Source organism: Aequorivita sp. IT1183 (assembly GCF_058068265.1).
The window spans coordinates 64262-80277 of record NZ_JBYRHS010000006.1 but is presented as its reverse complement, the minus strand read 5'-3'; the positions used below and the strand labels follow the sequence as shown (position 1 = coordinate 80277).

Sequence of the window (16016 nt, the reverse complement as noted above, 5' to 3'; positions counted from 1 at the left end):
ATCGGTCCGGCTATGACCTTGGACGGTTTTACTTTCACTAATTTTTCGGCCAAAACCAAAGATAGCCGAAAAATTTAAACTAAGTGGAAGGCACAAAATTCGCCTGACGCTCAGGTAGTGTTGGCGTTCGTTTTTATTCACTTTAAAATTTAGTAGTATTAAGTCAAAATTTAACTATTTTATTCACCTACACGAAATCAATTCTGGTATGGTCTAATTCGTAAGAGAAGGGATAATAGCCTTTTGGGAGAATAAATTATACACAATTTTCTCCTGTAAACATTTTTACAACACTTGAAAAGGTTTATTTGGAAAATTTATCTAAACAAGACTTAAAAGCGGAATCAAAATCTTCTTTAACCTGATTTTGAGTATTTAAGTCAAGCTCAATTAGCAAATCTTGGAATACGTAAGCAATTCTGTTTTTGTCAACACTAATAATGTATATACCGTCAAAATTTACATTAGATTGAATAAATTCTTTAGAATGTTTTTTTTTGATTTTTTCAATTTCGGAATTAAAGCATTTTGCAGTTTCGTCGGCTTGTTTACTTACAAAGTATGGTTTTTTCATATTATGGTTTGTTAAATGTGTCACCTACTAATTTATACCCCCAACTTTATTACGTTCATACCGTTAATATAGATGGACACACTCAAGTTTTGTTTTTTAACTTGGCGTAATTCCAAATATACAAATTAACCCCATCCAAACCCCTAATCCCCAATTGCCAATCACTCTTTCTTCTTTAAAACATTTTTTCAATTCTTAATTCTGAATTCTAAATTCAGAATTAAGTACCTTTGCATTTCAATTTTAAAAAAGAACACGATGCAAGACGGAATCTATGCAAAATTCACTACCGAAAAGGGAGAAATTCTTATAAAACTTACACACGACAAAACTCCGGGAACGGTTGGAAATTTTGTTGCATTAGCTGAAGGAAATTTGGAAAATGCTGCAAAACCTCAAGGTACACCGTACTATGATGGCTTAAAATTTCACCGAGTACTTCCAGATTTTATGATTCAAGGTGGCGATCCTAAAGGAACAGGCTCCGGCGGACCGGGTTACGATTTTGAAGATGAATTTCATCAAGACCTTCGTCACGACACTCCAGGCGTGCTTTCTATGGCCAATTCTGGTCCTGCGAGTAATGGTAGCCAATTTTTTATAACGCATGTTGCTACTCCTTGGTTGGATAATAAACACACGATTTTTGGAAATGTGGTTGAAGGACAGGATGTGGTAGATAGTGTTGCCCAAGGCGATACTATGAAAAAAGTTGAAATCTTGCGTGTAGGTGAAGAAGCTGAAAAGTGGAATGCTGTAGAAGCTTTTAGAAGTTTTACAGGCGAAAGAGAAAACAGAATTGCAAATATTAAAGCAAAAGAAGAAGCAGAGCTAAAGAAAGTTTCGGAAGGTTTTGATAAAACTGATAGCGGACTTCTTTACAAGATAATTCAAAAAGGAAATGGCGAAAAGGCCTCAAAAGGCAAAACTGTTTCTGTACATTACAAAGGCGCGCTTATTGATGGAACTGAATTTGATTCATCTTACAAAAGAAAAGAACCAATCGATTTTCAGTTGGGCGTAGGGCAGGTAATCTCAGGTTGGGATGAAGGCATACAATTATTGCATGTGGGCGATAAAGCTCGTTTTGTAATTCCTTCGCATCTTGGTTATGGCGAGCGCGGTGCTGGTGGGGTAATTCCTCCAAGTGCGACCTTGATTTTTGATGTGGAATTAATGGGTTTAAAATAATTTGAAAATAATATTTATTATAAAATCAAAACGTCTCGAGCTATCGGGGCGTTTTGTATTTTTAAGCCATGGAAATAGAGAAACTTAAATACCCAATCGGCAAGTTTGATTGCCCTTCAAATATCACTGCCGAAATACAGCAAGCTTGGATTTCCATTTTGGAACATTTTCCAAATCGTTTAGAAAACTTAGTAGCAAATCTTTCTGCTAAACAATTGAACACCCCTTATAGAGAAGAAGGTTGGACGGTGCGGCAAACAATCCATCATTTTTATGACAGCCACCACAACGCTTACAATCGCTTTAAGTGGACACTAACGGAAGAAACTCCAACTATAAAAGTGTACGATGAAAAAGCTTGGGCAGAAACGGCCGATGCCAAGGATGCACCAATTGAATTATCTTTGGCTGCAATAAGTTCGCTGCACGCAAAATGGGTTTACTTAATAAAAGGGCTATCGCAGGAGCAATTGCTGAAAGAGTTTCATCATCCAGCTCGTGACCGTAATTATTCGCTTGCAGAAACTGTGGGCAGTTATGCTTGGCACAGCAACCACCATTATACGCACATTCAAAATTTGATGAAAAGAGAAGGATGGTAAGCCCTTCCATTCTCCGCAAAGGGGAGTACCTTATTTACGAAGCTTTAGAAATTCCCTCTTCGGGGCATAGGAGTTATTTCCACTTAATATTGCAACCCATGCTTGGTTTTTGATCTTTTCGCTGTGGGTTGTTATTAAGTATATTATCTATTGCTTCACGAAGATCGCGACCATTTACGGGTATTCGGTTTCCGGGTCTGCTGTCGTCTAATTGGCCACGATAAACTAGTTGTAATTCATCATCAAAAAGGTAGAGGTCGGGCGTGCAAGCAGCGTCGTAAGCTTTTGCTACTTCTTGGGTTTCGTCGTATAAATACGGGAAAGGAAAACTTAGGCTTTGCGCCGTGCGCCACATTTCGGCGGGAGAATCTTTAGGGTACTTAATAATGTCGTTACTGCTAATCGCAACAAACCCAAAACCCGTTACGCGATAATCATTGCAAACGCGAATAATTTCATCTATAACATGCTTCACGTACGGACAATGATTACAAATAAACATAACTACGGTGCCTTTTTCACCACGAACATCTTTTAACGACACAGGTTTATTACTCACTGCATTTATAAGTGTAAAATCGGGTGCTTCGGTTCCCAATGGAAGCATTGTAGATTCTGTTCTAGCCATTTCTTTGTTTTATATATTAGTTGCAAAGTTGGTTTAAAGTTACAATTTTTCAGTGGTTAAATGGGGTATTGAAAAGGCGGCATCTAAACTTTTAAACCACTTCACGTTCAAACTTTTTTCTATTAAAGAATTTATAAAACTTTGTTGTTGCAAAATATCTCCATTAACTTTAAAATCTAAACTAACAATTATGAAAAACTCATATTCATCACTTTCAGTTGCTATTGGAGATTTACAAAAACATGGCTTTACAGAAGATTTTAATCTTATTGGCGAAGGCATAGAATCTAAATCGCTTAAAATGGAGTGGAATGCTGGCCAACTCGAGGTTATAAAATTTTACCGTTTTGAAGGAATGACAGACCCTGGCGATAATACCATTCTTTTTTTAATAGAAACCCACGATGGTAGAAAGGGCTTACTCGTTGATGCATATGGTGCAGATCAAGGTGAGATTTCTCCTGAAATGATAAAAAAACTGAACATTCACCATGACGAATAATCTTTCGTGGTCAGACTTTGAAAAAGTCGAAATGCGCGTGGGCACTATTCTTGAAGCCAACGATTTTCCTGAAGCTCGTAATCCTTCCTATCAACTTTTGGTAGATTTTGGAAGTGAATTGGGAGAGCGAAAAACTTCAGCGCAGATTACTTCACTTTACACAAAAGAAGAATTGATCGGGAAACAAGTGGTTGCTGTAGTCAATTTTCCAAAGAAACAAATCGCCAATTTTATGAGCGAATGTCTTGTACTTGGCGCGGTGGAAGGGAAAGATGTTACTTTACTTCAGTTGGAAAAACAGGTGAAAAACGGTTTGCGAATTTTGTAATTCTTCAATTTTAAATAGCTTTTCCTCTTAAAATAACTTGCTTTTGTATGCTGTCGCTAATGATTCTTCTTACAATAGAATCGTGTGTTGGCCCATAAATAGGGTGATACTTTAAACGATTGCGCTGCGATAAATTTATACTTTTGTTTTCACCGTTAAAAAACATTCGGTTGTCTTTTAACACGAGTGTTTTAATTGGGTCTAAATCTTTTTTGCTCACCACCAACTTTCTATCGGTTTCAAGAAATTGTATGCCTACATTAAATAGATCGGCCATTTTTAAATGCTGGTTGCTAATGGTGTTTTTAACCGCGGTTTCACTGTAAATACTATCTAAAATAAATCTGCAATTTTCGGAATCATCTTTAAATGTGAACGAAAGATTTTCAGTGGGATTGACAAAATCTATTTTATCAGAATTAATAATTTTTCCAAAATACACATATTCTAAATCTGAAGCCATGATATACTTTTTGTAAAGCGTATCGTTAAAAATACCGCGATTTCTTTGAATGTATTTGTCAGATCGGGAAGTAATGTAGATTATATCTTTCGGATCGGCAAGAGACCGTAAAATATATAATTCTTCAATTATCTGAATCGAGTCATCAGCTTGTACATCTGTTTCTACACAAGGTTCATCGCAGAGGAAAAAGCGTTTATTTCCATAAGAATTTCTGTATTCGCACAACCTAAAAACATAGACTTGATATTCTGAAATAGCAATAGTTTCAGTCACTGGAATAAATTTCAAACTCTGGCAGGAATACGAAAAGGAAACCAAAAGAACAGCTAAAATAATGTATTGAAGTAGCTTCATAATTAGTCGGTTTTAAATTGTGAAGAAACTCCGCCGGCAATTCTCCAACCCCAATAATAATCGGGGTGATACGGAAAATCTGAGGTAAAGTGTAAAAAATCCTGAAGGTCTAATGCGTTAAAATCATAAAGGGTAACATAAGCGCCGTAGCCTTGGCGGAAACTGGTAAAGTTAAGTTTCCATTGCTGTTGGTTAAAACCAAAAGCATCGCCGTTTTCATAAGGAATATGGTCCAATTGCAACTTGTCTGCGGTATCTACAGCGTATTCCTGCCAGCCGGTAAACTTATGAAAACTGAGTTCAACCAAACCTATATATGCAGTTTCATCAAAATGCGCCGAGAGCACAATTCCGCCAGTATAAAAGCGATCTTCTCGATCGCCAAAATAATCGAGAACGGGTCCGCCATCGTTATAATATGAAATTTGCACGCGTCTCGCAATGTTGAGGTTAAAGAAACCAATTGTCTGCGAAGCCCTGTTTTTATCGGGATTCATTAACCAATTGGAGCCAATTGATACGGAATAATCAAAAGTGTTTTGCAGCGGGTTGGCGACAAAGTCGGAAAAATGATATAAAGGCACAAAACGGAAATCGAGTTCGCGCGGAGTTATGTTATTATTAAACCCGGGCGTTACCGTAGCATTGGCGAAAAAGTCGAAAAATGTGGTTCGATAATAGTCTTTGTTTAAATTGCTGCCCAAAATACCTTTGTTGTAAAATAAAACCCCAATATGCACGGAGGGCAAAATTCCAAAATCATTTTTTGCTAATGGCACGTAATTGGCCACGCCACCAGTGGCTGCAACTCTAAATTTTAAGCCGTGTTTTACTTGGTATTCTGCTGTAATATTTATGCCAAAGGCCAAGCGCAAGTCGTCTATCGGCTCCGTAACTTGAGCGATTGCGCTTGCACAGCTAACCATTAATACAAGTATTGCTATACTTTTTATCATGGATTAATATTTTTAAAAACACGGGGAGGAGGTTGGTAATCGATTAATACTTAGTTAAATATATAAAAATATGTTTTAAATGAATAGTGATACGGATATAATCATGGGCAGATTGACTTGTTTTGCAACACATAACATTTTTTAAAGTATTTTCGCAGTGCCAAGTGATTCCCTAATTTAGGGTGAAATGAGCCTTAAATAAAAAAAGATAAAATATTAAATATGAAAAAAGCTATAACTCTATTAACCCTTATACTTATTGGATTTGTTTCGTGTAAAAACAATGAAAAGGAAATAACTTCCGATAAAAATGCTTTGGAAAATCGTTACGAAAAACTGAAAGAATTACAGTGGATGCTGGGCACTTGGACGAATAAAACTGAGACAGAGTTTTCGCAAGAAACTTGGTCACGAGAAAATGATAGTACTTTTACAGGCTATAGTTTTGTGGAAGTGGAAGGAGAGGTTGTTTTTGCTGAAACCATGGCACTAGAGTTAAAGTCTGAAAAGTTACTATTAACGGTTGCTTCAGTTAAAGCTAAAGATAAAAAGCCTGTTACTTTTAAAATGATATCTTCGGAAAACGGGCAGTTTACTTTTGAAAATAAAAAGCACGATTTCCCCCAAAAAATAGTTTATACACATCCTGCAAAAGATTCACTTCATGCTTGGATTGAAGGTACTGCAAATGGGGAAACCAAAAAAGTTGATTTCTATTTTTCGAAATAGTGATCGAGAATTAATTAAACTTCTGCGTCTAAAGTGTCTGTAACCACATGGTATCGTGGGTCTTCAATAGAATTTTCGATAATGGTTTCAAACTCTGGGTTCCAGTTTAAAAGTAGTGCTTTACAGTCTGGGCTAAGGTGTGTTAATTTAATTTGCTTGCCGCTATCTATATATTTATTCGCGATATTCCGAACGGCTTCAACGCCAGAATGATCGGAAATTTTGGATTCTATAAAGTCTATTTCAATTGTGTTTGGATCTGTAGAAATATCAAACTTACTGTTGAAAGCGGTAGTTGAACCAAAAAATAATGGCCCCCAAATTTCATACACTTTAGTACCATCTTCTTTAATTCGTTTACGTGCGCGAATTCGTGTGGCGCTTTTCCAAGCAAAAACAAGAGCACTCATAATTACACCCACAAATACTGCTATTGCAAGATCTTGCCAAACGGTAATCGCCGAAACAGCAATTAAAACAATTGCGTCTGAAAGTGGAATTTTATTTATAATTCTGAAACTACTCCACGCAAATGTGCCGATAACCACCATAAACATCACACCCACCAAAGCTGCAATAGGTATTTGTTCAATTAAAGGTGCTCCAAAAAGCACAAAACATAACAGTGCAATGGCTGCCGTAGCTCCTGAAAGTCTACCGCGACCACCAGAACTCACGTTAATAATAGATTGCCCAATCATTGCACAACCGCCCATTCCACCAAAAAGTCCGCTTAACATATTTGCACCACCTTGCGCCATGCATTCACGGTTTCCACTTCCGCGTGTTTCGGTCATTTCATCTACTAAGTTTAAAGTCATCAAAGATTCAATTAAACCAACGGCCGCTAGTAGAAATGCTGTTGAAATTATTAAATCCCAATGGCCTGTAAGGGTATCGATAAAACCAAAAATCTGTGTTTGAAAAACGGGAAGCGAACCTTTTAGACCACTTCCACCACCATCACGAATAAAGGATCCTACAGTACTCACGTCAAGACCTCCAAAGATTGTAATACACGCCACAACAATAATGGCTATTAAAGCTGCTGGTAGTTTTTTAGTTAGTTTAGGTAAGCCAAACATAATTGCCATAGTTAAACCAACCAATGCGAGCATTACCCAAAGATCCATTCCCGTAAGCCATTGAGGCACCGTTCCGCGGCTTTCTTTAAACAGCCCCATTTGTGAAAGGAAAATCACGATTGCCAAACCATTTACAAACCCCATCATTACTGGATGCGGAATAAGACGAACAAATTTCCCTAATTTAAAAACACCTGCCATTATTTGGATAGCGCCCACAAAAAGAAGAGTTATAAAAAGCCATTGCAGCCCAAGATATTCTACAGGATCTGCCAATGAAAGCCCTACTTCATTTCCCTTTTGAATTAAATGAACCATTACAACAGCCATTGCACCTGTAGCACCCGAAATCATTCCTGGACGGCCACCAAAAAGTGCAGTGATTAATCCCATAATAAATGCGCCGTAAAGTCCCACTAATGGGTCAATACCAGCAACAAACGAAAAAGCAACTGCCTCAGGTATTAAGGCTAATGCTACCGTTAATCCTGAAAGGACATCGTTTTTTGGGTTCTGTGTGAAATTTTTGAAGGTCTGCTGTAAAATCATCGGCGTTTTAAAAAAGTGGCAAAGATAGGTTTTTCTTATTGAATGGACTCGAACCTATTTTTTGCGTATCATATTTATAGTAAACCATCCCAATAGACCAATTATTGCAGCCATAATAACCCACAACCACAGCTTATTTTCGAAAAGCGGGGCACGCTTGGAAACTTCTTCTTTTATAATTTCCCTTTCTTCGGAAAGCTTTACGGACGTACTGTTTGACGGAATACTTTCAGTAAATTTTGAAATGTCATAATTAGGATTTGTAGCTTTAGGATTTCCGTAAACTAAATAATATGTTGCTGGTTCTGCGAAACGAGCGAGCAACGTATGCGTATATCCTTTTACAATTACATCGTCAATTTTTAAAGGACGATTGTCGTGATTTTCAATTTCAATCCTTAATCTTTTGGTTATTGTACTGCGAAAATGTAGATCATTATTTTCTAAAGAACTTAGAATATTTGAGCTAAGCGTATTAAAATTATACTTCCATCCTTTTTCGGTTTTGATACTATCCGTAAGATATTTTATAGTTACCGGACGATAATAATCAATAGAATCTTTAATTTTTAAAGAAACCAAACTTATGGGTATAGATTGCGAAAAGTCAATATCGACAATGGTTCTTTTTAAATCATTGTTTTCTGTGGATGAAAAGTTTTTAATCGCGTATGTGTTGAAAACAGCAGTTTCAATGCTGCTTAATTGTGTTTCCGCAGCGAGCAATTCAGGTTTTTCATTGGATGTAATTTGAAGTCGCAAATAGCGATATTTTGACTTTGGAAACCTAACATTTGTAAATTGATAGTCCGTTAGTTCATTTTTTATTGAAAGAACACGATAATCTGAAACAATAGAAAACCATTCGCTGTTGTCTTGACTTCCTTCCAAATTAACCAGCCAATTGAAGTTTTGCTGTTTGAACTTTAAATGAATCTCATTAAGGGTTTTTTCTGAAGGAATTTCAAAAGTGAAGAAATAAGCGCTCCCTTTTTTTGAAGTATTTAGCAATTTGAAATCGATGTTCTTTTCGGTTTGCTTTTCCGAAGTAATTTTCAATAAATAAGGGACTTCAATGGTGTCGGATTTAGTTATTCCGTAGATTCTGAAATTATTTAAATTGTTGTCTATTTTCCCAAAAACGGCATCGGGCAATTCTACGGCATGCCAAGTTTCTGAAACACCTTTTATTTCTCTCGAATAATCATAGGTATTTAACTGTGCGAAAGCAACTTTCGTAAGTAAAAGGAATAAAACTAGCAGTAATTTATTCTTCCAAATCATTGGTTATTTTTGCTTTAAACTTGTTGTATAAAAATGAAATTATCAGTAATAACACGCCTAAAATTACAAAAACAATGGTTTTAGAAATGGTGTTCATATCTGATATATCGTAAAGAAAAAGTTTTATAAGTGTAAACCCAAAAAGTACAATGGCCACAATTCGAAGGAATGGTTTGCTTTTCCAAATGCCTATAACAATCAATAAAAGTGCATATAAACCCCAAAGTATACTCAAGCCTAATTTATAAGATTGAGTGGAGCCAGCAATATCCAACCAAGCAATAAGCTCGCTACTTAAAATTGCAAGAATAATTATGTGCAGAAAAATAGTGAAAGGCGTTTGAAGTCCTTTCTGCAGCACACCTTTTTTCACCGAAAGCAAGCCTGCATAAACCAAAGCTAACACACTGATGATGGCAATATAGCGTATTAATAAATTGAAAATACTTCGGTTGTAATATTCGGTCAAGGTGTTGTCAATATACGATCCTCTTAAATCCGTCAACGCAAATAACCCTTCAGTGAAAAAAAGTAAAAAGGATAATGCACTTGCCACAATTAGCACATATGCTAATAGATTGTTTTTAAGTTTTTTTATGTTGAAAATGGATAGCGCTGCAAGAAAAAGCAGCGTATAAATATAGGTCCATACAATTCTAAAGTTAAGATAATCTTCATTTTGATGATAATTGGTATAGGAACCGCCCGTTTCATTTAGTTCCAAATATGATGCGGTGTATTGTGCATTCCAATAGTCTGCAATTTCAAGTCGGAAGCAATTGTAAAGTACAAAAATAAATATGCCAGGAATTACAATTGAAGTTAGTTTCTGAAGAAAATCACCTTTGATTAATGGAGATTCAAATTTTTCATTTTTGAATAAATAATTAATAAAGCCAAATGCCGCGAGAAACAAGATGCCCGTCAAAAACCGAAGATTGAAAATTGGGGTGAACGTACTTTCTTCACCTAAAGTAGTATAAGTTGAGAAAGACATCCAGTCTTGAGCCAAGCTAATAAAGGCGAGAGCCATTAAAACGTATGAAAGTTTTTCGTAAACAGAAACGCTTTTAGTCCTGCCAATCCAAAATAGCAGCGCTGCACCTCCCGCCCAAATTATTGTTACCCAATTGCCGTCTAATTGTACAGGAACGGCAACAGTAAGAAATACTAACACCAAGCCGGCAATAAAATAAAACAGGTTTTTATCTGCCAGTTTTTGTTTATAGATAAGTGTGCTTACACTAAAATGAACTATTGCGTTAGCCAATGTGAACAGCCCTAGTAATTCTTTACCTGTTTCATGATTTGAAAGCAGGGAATAGCCGGCGCCAAAAAAGATAAAGGAATTTGCAAAAAGCAATACAATATCGCCAATATCGAATTTTTCTTTTTTAATTAGTTTGTAAGCTAGTAATGCGCAATAGAAAATCGCGAAGAAAACCAACAGAAATATTAATGCAATCGAAAAGTGCTCGGCAGCATACGAATAAAAGTACCAAGATAAATAGATTAGCCAAGTGAAAGCGAATGATGAGTAATAGATTGATTTCCAATATTTTTTAAAGGAAATAAAAAGTATTCCAATATTTATAATGGCCACATAACTAAAGAGTATTTCGACCCTGCCAGAGTCGTTGCTCAGCAAAAACGGCACTGCATAGGCGCCCACCAATCCCAAATGAGCAATAATGGGAAGATTGTAATTTAACGCCGCAACCACTGTAAAAGCGGTGAAAACTACCATTAATAAAAAGGCAATTGTTTGAGGAATTAATTCATAAAAAGAATATGCCGAAAATGTAATGAAATACATAATTACCATTGCACCGCTTACTAAAACAGCGCTGAAGTTTTTGTAATTCTCTTTAAGCTTTATTCCAAAACCAAGTAATCCCAATCCCAAAATATAACCAAGTATTATTCTAGTTAACGGGCTAATAAGATCATTTTCTATAGAGTATTTTGCTCCAATGGCAACGCCAATAATTGTAATAAGAATTCCAATTTTATTGATAAGGTTTTCACCAATAAATTTTTCGAGATCAGATTTTTGCTTTGCAGTATATCTAGGTTTTGTAGTGGGAGGGATGGTTTGCCTTATTACTCGAGGTAAAGCATCTTCGGTCTTTTCACTTTTTAAAGCAGGTTCGGAAGGAATAGACCGAGTTTCAGGTTCTATTTTAGGCTGTATTTCTTCAGGAACATTATAATTAGCCTCAGCATTCAATGTCTGAATCTGGCCTTTAATTTCCCAAATTTCCTTTGAAAAATGTTCCTGTCTTCTTAGCAGCAGTTCCAACTTTTCATTAAGCGCTTTTAAATAGTTTGAGTTGTTTTGCATGAAAATTTAAGAGGTTTAAAAGCCGCGAACAGCAATTGAGAATTTAAAGACTGAATATTTTACTTATTATCTTTATTCTGGGTTTTCACATTAAAACTAGGCGCTTCATAATCTTTCGGCAAATAATCTGAAGGAATAGTTGAGGCATTCCCATCACGACCCGCTCGATAATGTGGCGATAGTATTTCAATACCGTTCTCATTACACACATCTTGAATATTTTGGTGCAAATCTGAATAAATTTTAGCCTGCTTATTTGCTTCGCGAACGTAGGCATTAATTTGGTAAGCCACATAAAAGTCTTCCAAACTAGTTTGTAAAACGAAGGGTTTTGGTTCTTTCAAAATCAACTCTGTTCGCAGTGCAGCTTCAATTAATATTTGGTACATATCTTTCCAAGGCACGTCATAACCAATAGTAACCGTTGTGTGAATTATCAGTCCATTTGCTGGTGCATCAATACTATAATTAATAGTATGACTATTCATTACAGTAGAGTTGGGAATGGATATAATTTCGTTTTTAATCGTGCGAACGCGGGTAACCAATGAAGATTTTTCAATTACATCTCCAGTAACTTCACCAATTTTTACGCGATCGCCGATAGTAAACAATCGCATATAAGTAAGTACTAAACCTGCAATAATGTTTGAAAGCGACCCCGCAGAACCAAAAGTAAACAGAAACCCTAAAAACACCGAAACACCTTTGAAAATAGGGGATTCACTTCCGGGTAAATACGGGAAAATTACTACAAACATAAAGGCTATAACCAAAATGCGTATAATCTGATAAGTAGGTTCGGCCCAATCTGGATAAAAGCCCGTAAGCGTTAAATTTCCTTTCGCTATTTCATCTTTTAAAAATCGAATTCCTTTCAAAATATATCGAAATACGATTACAATTACAATGATGGTAATTAGGTTTGGAAGAAAGTTCCAAAAGGAAGACAGTATATTTTTAATAGGATTCAAAATATAACCAAACAGGGTGTCGGCAAATTGTTCTGTCCACGGAAAGAGCCCGAAAAGTATGGGTAATGCAATATATACAGCCAGAAGTATTACAAACCACTTCAATAATTTATTTACTAAAAGCAATACATTTACTTGCCGTTTTGCATCAAAAAGGGTGTAGTTTTTAATTTTGATGCCTTGTATTTTTTTGTTTTCTTGAAGTAGAATTTTTTGAGCACTCCATTTAAAAAATTTCGAAATGTAAAAAATCAATAATACAATAACCAAGAGCACCAATAGCGCTAAACCAATTTGTTTAGCGAGTGTTGCAAAACTGGTTTCGTCTTTATATTTTAGAACTGCTGCGGTTATTTTATTCTTGTAGGTTTCTGCTAACTCATTTTTGGAGGTATCGTTCCATAGCGCATCTGTTTCGGTAACGCTCATTATTATTTTCTCTCCTAAAACAATGTCTAAAGTGGTTTCCACTTCTTCAATTTTCAATGAATTTTCATCAAAATTAAAATTGGAGGAGAGATTGCTAATCCTGCTCGAAATTATATCGGCTCGCTCTTTTGGAGAAAAACTGCCCAGTTTGCTATAAAGCACAAAAAGGGTATCATTAAAAAACCCGAATACAGGAAAGCCTTTAGTTGTATTTTTTAGCGAATCTATTCGCGCCTTTTTTAGCGCAATTCTATTTATTTCCTTTTCGTTTAAAACCGTTAATTGCGCCTGTAGTTCTTCCTTTTTTAGATTGTCGGTAGTTTTTAGAGCGTCTATCTGAGCTTCTAAATCACCTTTTCTAATAGAATCAACAACACGTTGGCGTTCAGTTTCTGAAAGTCGTTTATTGTAGTTTTCAAGGAGTGCGATGTTAACCGAATCCACTTTAACAGAATTGGTATCCTCTTGGGCAAAACCAATGGAAACCGATAAAACGAATACTATGCGTATTAAACTCTCACAGAATTGATTCATAAGGCAAAGAATTTAGGCTAAAGTAATCAAAAACAAAATTATAATTATTGGCTTTTATGCTTCTTAAAACATTCTAAGATATGTATTTTATTAAGGCAGCGGGAATAATTTGAAATAAGAGAGGGTGCGATTAAGAAATTTCCATTTTAAAGCATAAAAAAACCGGCAGCGGTTTTACCCGTGCCGGTTTACTTTTAAGATTGCTACGATTTATATATCGTCAAATTCAATATCGGTGAAACTACTCGTGTCTGTTGGTACACTTTCTGAAGCTATTTCAGAAGTCTCAGACACTTCATCGGTTTCTTTTTTGTAATCTTTTTGGTGGCGTTCGCTAATAACTTCTTCACCTTTTTCGTCGATTACGTAGTTTATCATTTCTTCCAAAGTATCCTTAAACTCGCTGAAATCTTCTTTGTAAAGGTAGATTTTGTGCTTCTTATAATGGTAAGAACCATCATCGTTAGTGAACTTTTTGCTTTCGGTAATGGTAAGGTAAAAATCCCCTGCCTTTGTAGACCTTACATCAAAAAAGTAGGTGCGTCTTCCGGCGCGCATCACTTTTGAAAAAATTTCTTCTTGCTCCATCGTATAATGCTCACTCATAATTTCTGTTTTTTGATTACGTTGTGCCAAAAATCCAAAAAAAAACCAAATCAGCCAAAGTAAATTTACATTTCTTTTTCTAACAGCTGCTTTGCGTAAAGTTCTTTGTAATAGCCTTCAGAATTAACTAGTTCATTATGCGATCCATTCTGAATGATTTTACCATCTTCTAGTACAATTATTTTATTTGCATTTTTAGCCGAAGAGATTCTGTGGCTCACAATAATAGTGGTTTTATCTTTCGAAATTTTATGCAGGTTTTGAAGAATTTCTTCCTCCGTTTCTGTGTCTACGGCTGAAAGGCAATCGTCGAAAAGTAAAATCTTTGGGTCTTTAATTATTGCTCGCGCTATTGAAACTCGCTGTTTCTGCCCACCGCTTAATGTGATACCGCGTTCGCCTAGAATGGTATCGTATCCTTTTGTAAAACCGATAATATTTTGATGTACAGCAGCATTTTTCGCAGCTTCAATTACTTCTTCTTCAGAAGCATTTTCTTTCCCAAAACGGATGTTGTTGCGAAGCGTATCGCTAAATAGAAAAGCGTCTTGTGGAACATAACCTATGCTATCTCGTAAGTCTATTAGGTTTAGATCTCGAATGGACGTGGAGCTAATCTTCAGCATATTTTCATCTACATCGTAAAGTCTCCCAATCAATTCAAGAATTGTAGATTTTCCGGATCCGGTGTTTCCAACAATTGCAAGTGTTTCGCCTGGCTTAACAGTAAAAGAAACGTCTTTAAGAGCCGTAATTCCGGTATCGGGATATGTAAACGTTAAGTTTTTAAATTCAATATTTCCGTCAACAGGCGTATGTTCAGAAACTAAATTTTGGATGGAAGGTATTGTTTTTAGAAATTCATTAATACGTTTTTGCGAAGCTTCAGCTTGCTGTATCATTGAAGTTACCCAACCAACAACCGCAACAGGCCAGGTGAGCATATTTACATATATAAGGAATTCTACAATGGTTCCAAATTCAATCTGCCCATTGATGTATTGGTTTCCACCAATATAAATAACCAAAATGTTACTTACACCAATAAGCAGCATCATCAACGGAAAAAATAGGGCTTGCACCTTAGCTAAATCTATGTTTTTTACTTTGCTGCCTTCTGCTAATTCTTCAAAATTGGTATTGGTGCGAGGCTCTATTCCGTAGGCTTTAATAACCGCAATTCCGCTAAAACTTTCCTGCGTAAAAGTGGTAAGTTTTGAAAGATATTGTTGCACAATAGTAGTGCGCTGGTTTATTAATACACTAAGTCTATAAATGGCAATGGAAAGAATAGGTAATGGGGCAATGGCGTAAAAGGTTAAAGTGGGTGCTTGGTAAAACATATAGCTAATAACCACGACAAATAAAGTAACCGTAGTTATGCTGTACATAAGCGCTGGCCCAACATACATGCGTACTTTAGAAACGTCTTCGCTTATACGGTTCATTAAATCGCCCGTGCGGTTTTGTTTGTAGAAACCGAGAGACAATTTTTCGTAGTGTTGAAAAATTTCGTTCTTAAGATCGTATTCCACATATCTTGAAACTACTATAAACGTCTGCCGCATCATAAAAGTGAATAATGCAGAAAGTAATGCCGCGCCTAAAAGCAATAAAATATTTATAAGAAGTTCGTGCTGAACGATGCTAACATCGGTTATTTCGCCATTCAAATACTGTTTTACAGCGGTTACAGAATCGCCAACTTTCATTGGTACTACCAGCTTAAATACGGTAGCAATAATTGTAATAAAAACTCCCAGAAGTAGGCGCCCTTTATATTTTAGGAAATATTTATTGAGATACTTTAATTCTTTCATTTACTCTTTTTGGGTTATTGAGTTAGTTATTTATCCAATTGTAATAAGCAATTGCCTAATT

The 16016-nt window shown here is 35.9% G+C and carries 15 protein-coding genes; 5 read left to right on the top strand and 10 right to left on the bottom strand.

Annotation, left to right across the window (positions count from 1 at the left end; genetic code table 11):
• Positions 1 to 304: 304 nt before the first annotated feature.
• On the bottom strand, positions 305 to 574 hold the full coding sequence (locus tag AC3RVF_RS13035; protein ID WP_489691674.1) for a hypothetical protein: 270 nt from the start codon (positions 572 to 574) through the stop codon (positions 305 to 307).
• 258 nt (positions 575 to 832) lie between these two features.
• Here AC3RVF_RS13035 and AC3RVF_RS13030 point away from each other — a divergent pair, with 258 nt between their 5' ends.
• On the top strand, positions 833 to 1765 hold the full coding sequence (locus AC3RVF_RS13030; RefSeq protein WP_489691673.1) for a peptidylprolyl isomerase: 933 nt from the start codon (positions 833 to 835) through the stop codon (positions 1763 to 1765).
• A 68-nt stretch (positions 1766 to 1833) separates the two neighbouring features.
• The gene (locus AC3RVF_RS13025; protein WP_489691672.1) at positions 1834 to 2367 is read left to right on the top strand and encodes a YfiT family bacillithiol transferase; all 534 of its coding nucleotides are present in this window, start codon (positions 1834 to 1836) and stop codon (positions 2365 to 2367) included.
• A 73-nt stretch (positions 2368 to 2440) separates the two neighbouring features.
• On the opposite strand, the gene AC3RVF_RS13020 is transcribed toward AC3RVF_RS13025, so the two are convergent.
• Positions 2441 to 2995 carry a thioredoxin family protein gene (locus tag AC3RVF_RS13020; protein ID WP_489691671.1) on the bottom strand — a complete coding sequence of 185 codons (555 nt, stop codon included), beginning with the start codon at positions 2993 to 2995 and terminating at the stop codon, positions 2441 to 2443.
• 190 nt (positions 2996 to 3185) lie between these two features.
• On the opposite strand from AC3RVF_RS13020, the gene AC3RVF_RS13015 reads away from it, so the two are divergent.
• Complete coding sequence (locus tag AC3RVF_RS13015; RefSeq protein WP_489691670.1) at positions 3186 to 3497, top strand: phosphoribosylpyrophosphate synthetase; 312 nt, start codon at positions 3186 to 3188, stop codon at positions 3495 to 3497.
• Positions 3487 to 3825 (top strand): tRNA-binding protein, encoded by a 339-nt coding sequence (locus AC3RVF_RS13010; RefSeq protein WP_489691669.1) that lies wholly within the window; start codon positions 3487 to 3489, stop codon positions 3823 to 3825. Before AC3RVF_RS13015 ends, AC3RVF_RS13010 begins: the two co-directional genes overlap by 11 nt.
• Before the next feature lie 10 nt (positions 3826 to 3835).
• Here the strand turns inward: AC3RVF_RS13010 and AC3RVF_RS13005 are convergent, their stop codons facing one another.
• Positions 3836 to 4645: a hypothetical protein gene (locus AC3RVF_RS13005; RefSeq protein ID WP_489691668.1), complete on the bottom strand. Its 810-nt coding sequence runs from the start codon at positions 4643 to 4645 to the stop codon at positions 3836 to 3838.
• 2 nt (positions 4646 to 4647) lie between these two features.
• Positions 4648 to 5601, bottom strand: a complete 954-nt coding sequence (locus AC3RVF_RS13000) for a hypothetical protein (protein ID WP_489691667.1) — start codon at positions 5599 to 5601, stop codon at positions 4648 to 4650.
• 222 nt (positions 5602 to 5823) lie between these two features.
• Between AC3RVF_RS13000 and AC3RVF_RS12995 the strand changes: the two genes are divergently transcribed.
• The gene (locus tag AC3RVF_RS12995) at positions 5824 to 6330 is read left to right on the top strand and encodes a DUF6265 family protein (protein ID WP_489691666.1); all 507 of its coding nucleotides are present in this window, start codon (positions 5824 to 5826) and stop codon (positions 6328 to 6330) included.
• 14 nt (positions 6331 to 6344) lie between these two features.
• On the opposite strand, the gene AC3RVF_RS12990 is transcribed toward AC3RVF_RS12995, so the two are convergent.
• The 6 genes from AC3RVF_RS12990 to AC3RVF_RS12965 form a co-directional block, all read right to left on the bottom strand.
• A complete protein-coding gene (locus AC3RVF_RS12990; RefSeq protein WP_489691665.1) occupies positions 6345 to 7964 on the bottom strand; it encodes a SulP family inorganic anion transporter in 1620 nt (539 codons plus the stop codon).
• 54 nt (positions 7965 to 8018) lie between these two features.
• Positions 8019 to 9248: a DUF3999 family protein gene (locus tag AC3RVF_RS12985; RefSeq protein ID WP_489693530.1), complete on the bottom strand. Its 1230-nt coding sequence runs from the start codon at positions 9246 to 9248 to the stop codon at positions 8019 to 8021.
• Positions 9232 to 11592, bottom strand: coding sequence for a DUF2339 domain-containing protein (locus tag AC3RVF_RS12980; RefSeq protein WP_489693529.1), 2361 nt, complete (start codon positions 11590 to 11592; stop codon positions 9232 to 9234). The genes AC3RVF_RS12985 and AC3RVF_RS12980 overlap by 17 nt, the downstream gene beginning before the upstream one ends.
• Before the next feature lie 59 nt (positions 11593 to 11651).
• On the bottom strand, positions 11652 to 13529 hold the full coding sequence (locus tag AC3RVF_RS12975) for a mechanosensitive ion channel family protein (RefSeq protein ID WP_489691662.1): 1878 nt from the start codon (positions 13527 to 13529) through the stop codon (positions 11652 to 11654).
• Between the two features lie 210 nt (positions 13530 to 13739).
• Positions 13740 to 14135 (bottom strand): PUR family DNA/RNA-binding protein, encoded by a 396-nt coding sequence (locus AC3RVF_RS12970; protein WP_489691661.1) that lies wholly within the window; start codon positions 14133 to 14135, stop codon positions 13740 to 13742.
• Positions 14136 to 14200: 65 nt separating this feature from the next.
• The gene (locus tag AC3RVF_RS12965) at positions 14201 to 15955 is read right to left on the bottom strand and encodes an ABC transporter ATP-binding protein (protein ID WP_489693528.1); all 1755 of its coding nucleotides are present in this window, start codon (positions 15953 to 15955) and stop codon (positions 14201 to 14203) included.
• Positions 15956 to 16016 lie beyond the last annotated feature (61 nt).

Bases quoted from the DNA above. Each gene is read 5' to 3' on its own strand.
- AC3RVF_RS12970 (WP_489691661.1), bottom strand. From the start codon at position 14,135: ATGAGTGAGCATTATACGATGGAGCAAGAAGAAATTTTTTCAAAAGTG.
- AC3RVF_RS12995 (WP_489691666.1), top strand. From the start codon at position 5,824: ATGAAAAAAGCTATAACTCTATTAACCCTTATACTTATTGGATTTGTT.
- AC3RVF_RS13015 (WP_489691670.1), top strand. From the start codon at position 3,186: ATGAAAAACTCATATTCATCACTTTCAGTTGCTATTGGAGATTTACAA.
- AC3RVF_RS13025 (WP_489691672.1), top strand. From the start codon at position 1,834: ATGGAAATAGAGAAACTTAAATACCCAATCGGCAAGTTTGATTGCCCT.
- AC3RVF_RS12975 (WP_489691662.1), bottom strand. From the start codon at position 13,529: ATGAATCAATTCTGTGAGAGTTTAATACGCATAGTATTCGTTTTATCG.
- AC3RVF_RS13005 (WP_489691668.1), bottom strand. From the start codon at position 4,645: ATGAAGCTACTTCAATACATTATTTTAGCTGTTCTTTTGGTTTCCTTT.
- AC3RVF_RS13000 (WP_489691667.1), bottom strand. From the start codon at position 5,601: ATGATAAAAAGTATAGCAATACTTGTATTAATGGTTAGCTGTGCAAGC.
- AC3RVF_RS13010 (WP_489691669.1), top strand. From the start codon at position 3,487: ATGACGAATAATCTTTCGTGGTCAGACTTTGAAAAAGTCGAAATGCGC.
- AC3RVF_RS13035 (WP_489691674.1), bottom strand. From the start codon at position 574: ATGAAAAAACCATACTTTGTAAGTAAACAAGCCGACGAAACTGCAAAA.
- AC3RVF_RS12985 (WP_489693530.1), bottom strand. From the start codon at position 9,248: ATGATTTGGAAGAATAAATTACTGCTAGTTTTATTCCTTTTACTTACG.
- AC3RVF_RS12965 (WP_489693528.1), bottom strand. From the start codon at position 15,955: ATGAAAGAATTAAAGTATCTCAATAAATATTTCCTAAAATATAAAGGG.
- AC3RVF_RS12990 (WP_489691665.1), bottom strand. From the start codon at position 7,964: ATGATTTTACAGCAGACCTTCAAAAATTTCACACAGAACCCAAAAAAC.
- AC3RVF_RS13020 (WP_489691671.1), bottom strand. From the start codon at position 2,995: ATGGCTAGAACAGAATCTACAATGCTTCCATTGGGAACCGAAGCACCC.
- AC3RVF_RS12980 (WP_489693529.1), bottom strand. From the start codon at position 11,592: ATGCAAAACAACTCAAACTATTTAAAAGCGCTTAATGAAAAGTTGGAA.
- AC3RVF_RS13030 (WP_489691673.1), top strand. From the start codon at position 833: ATGCAAGACGGAATCTATGCAAAATTCACTACCGAAAAGGGAGAAATT.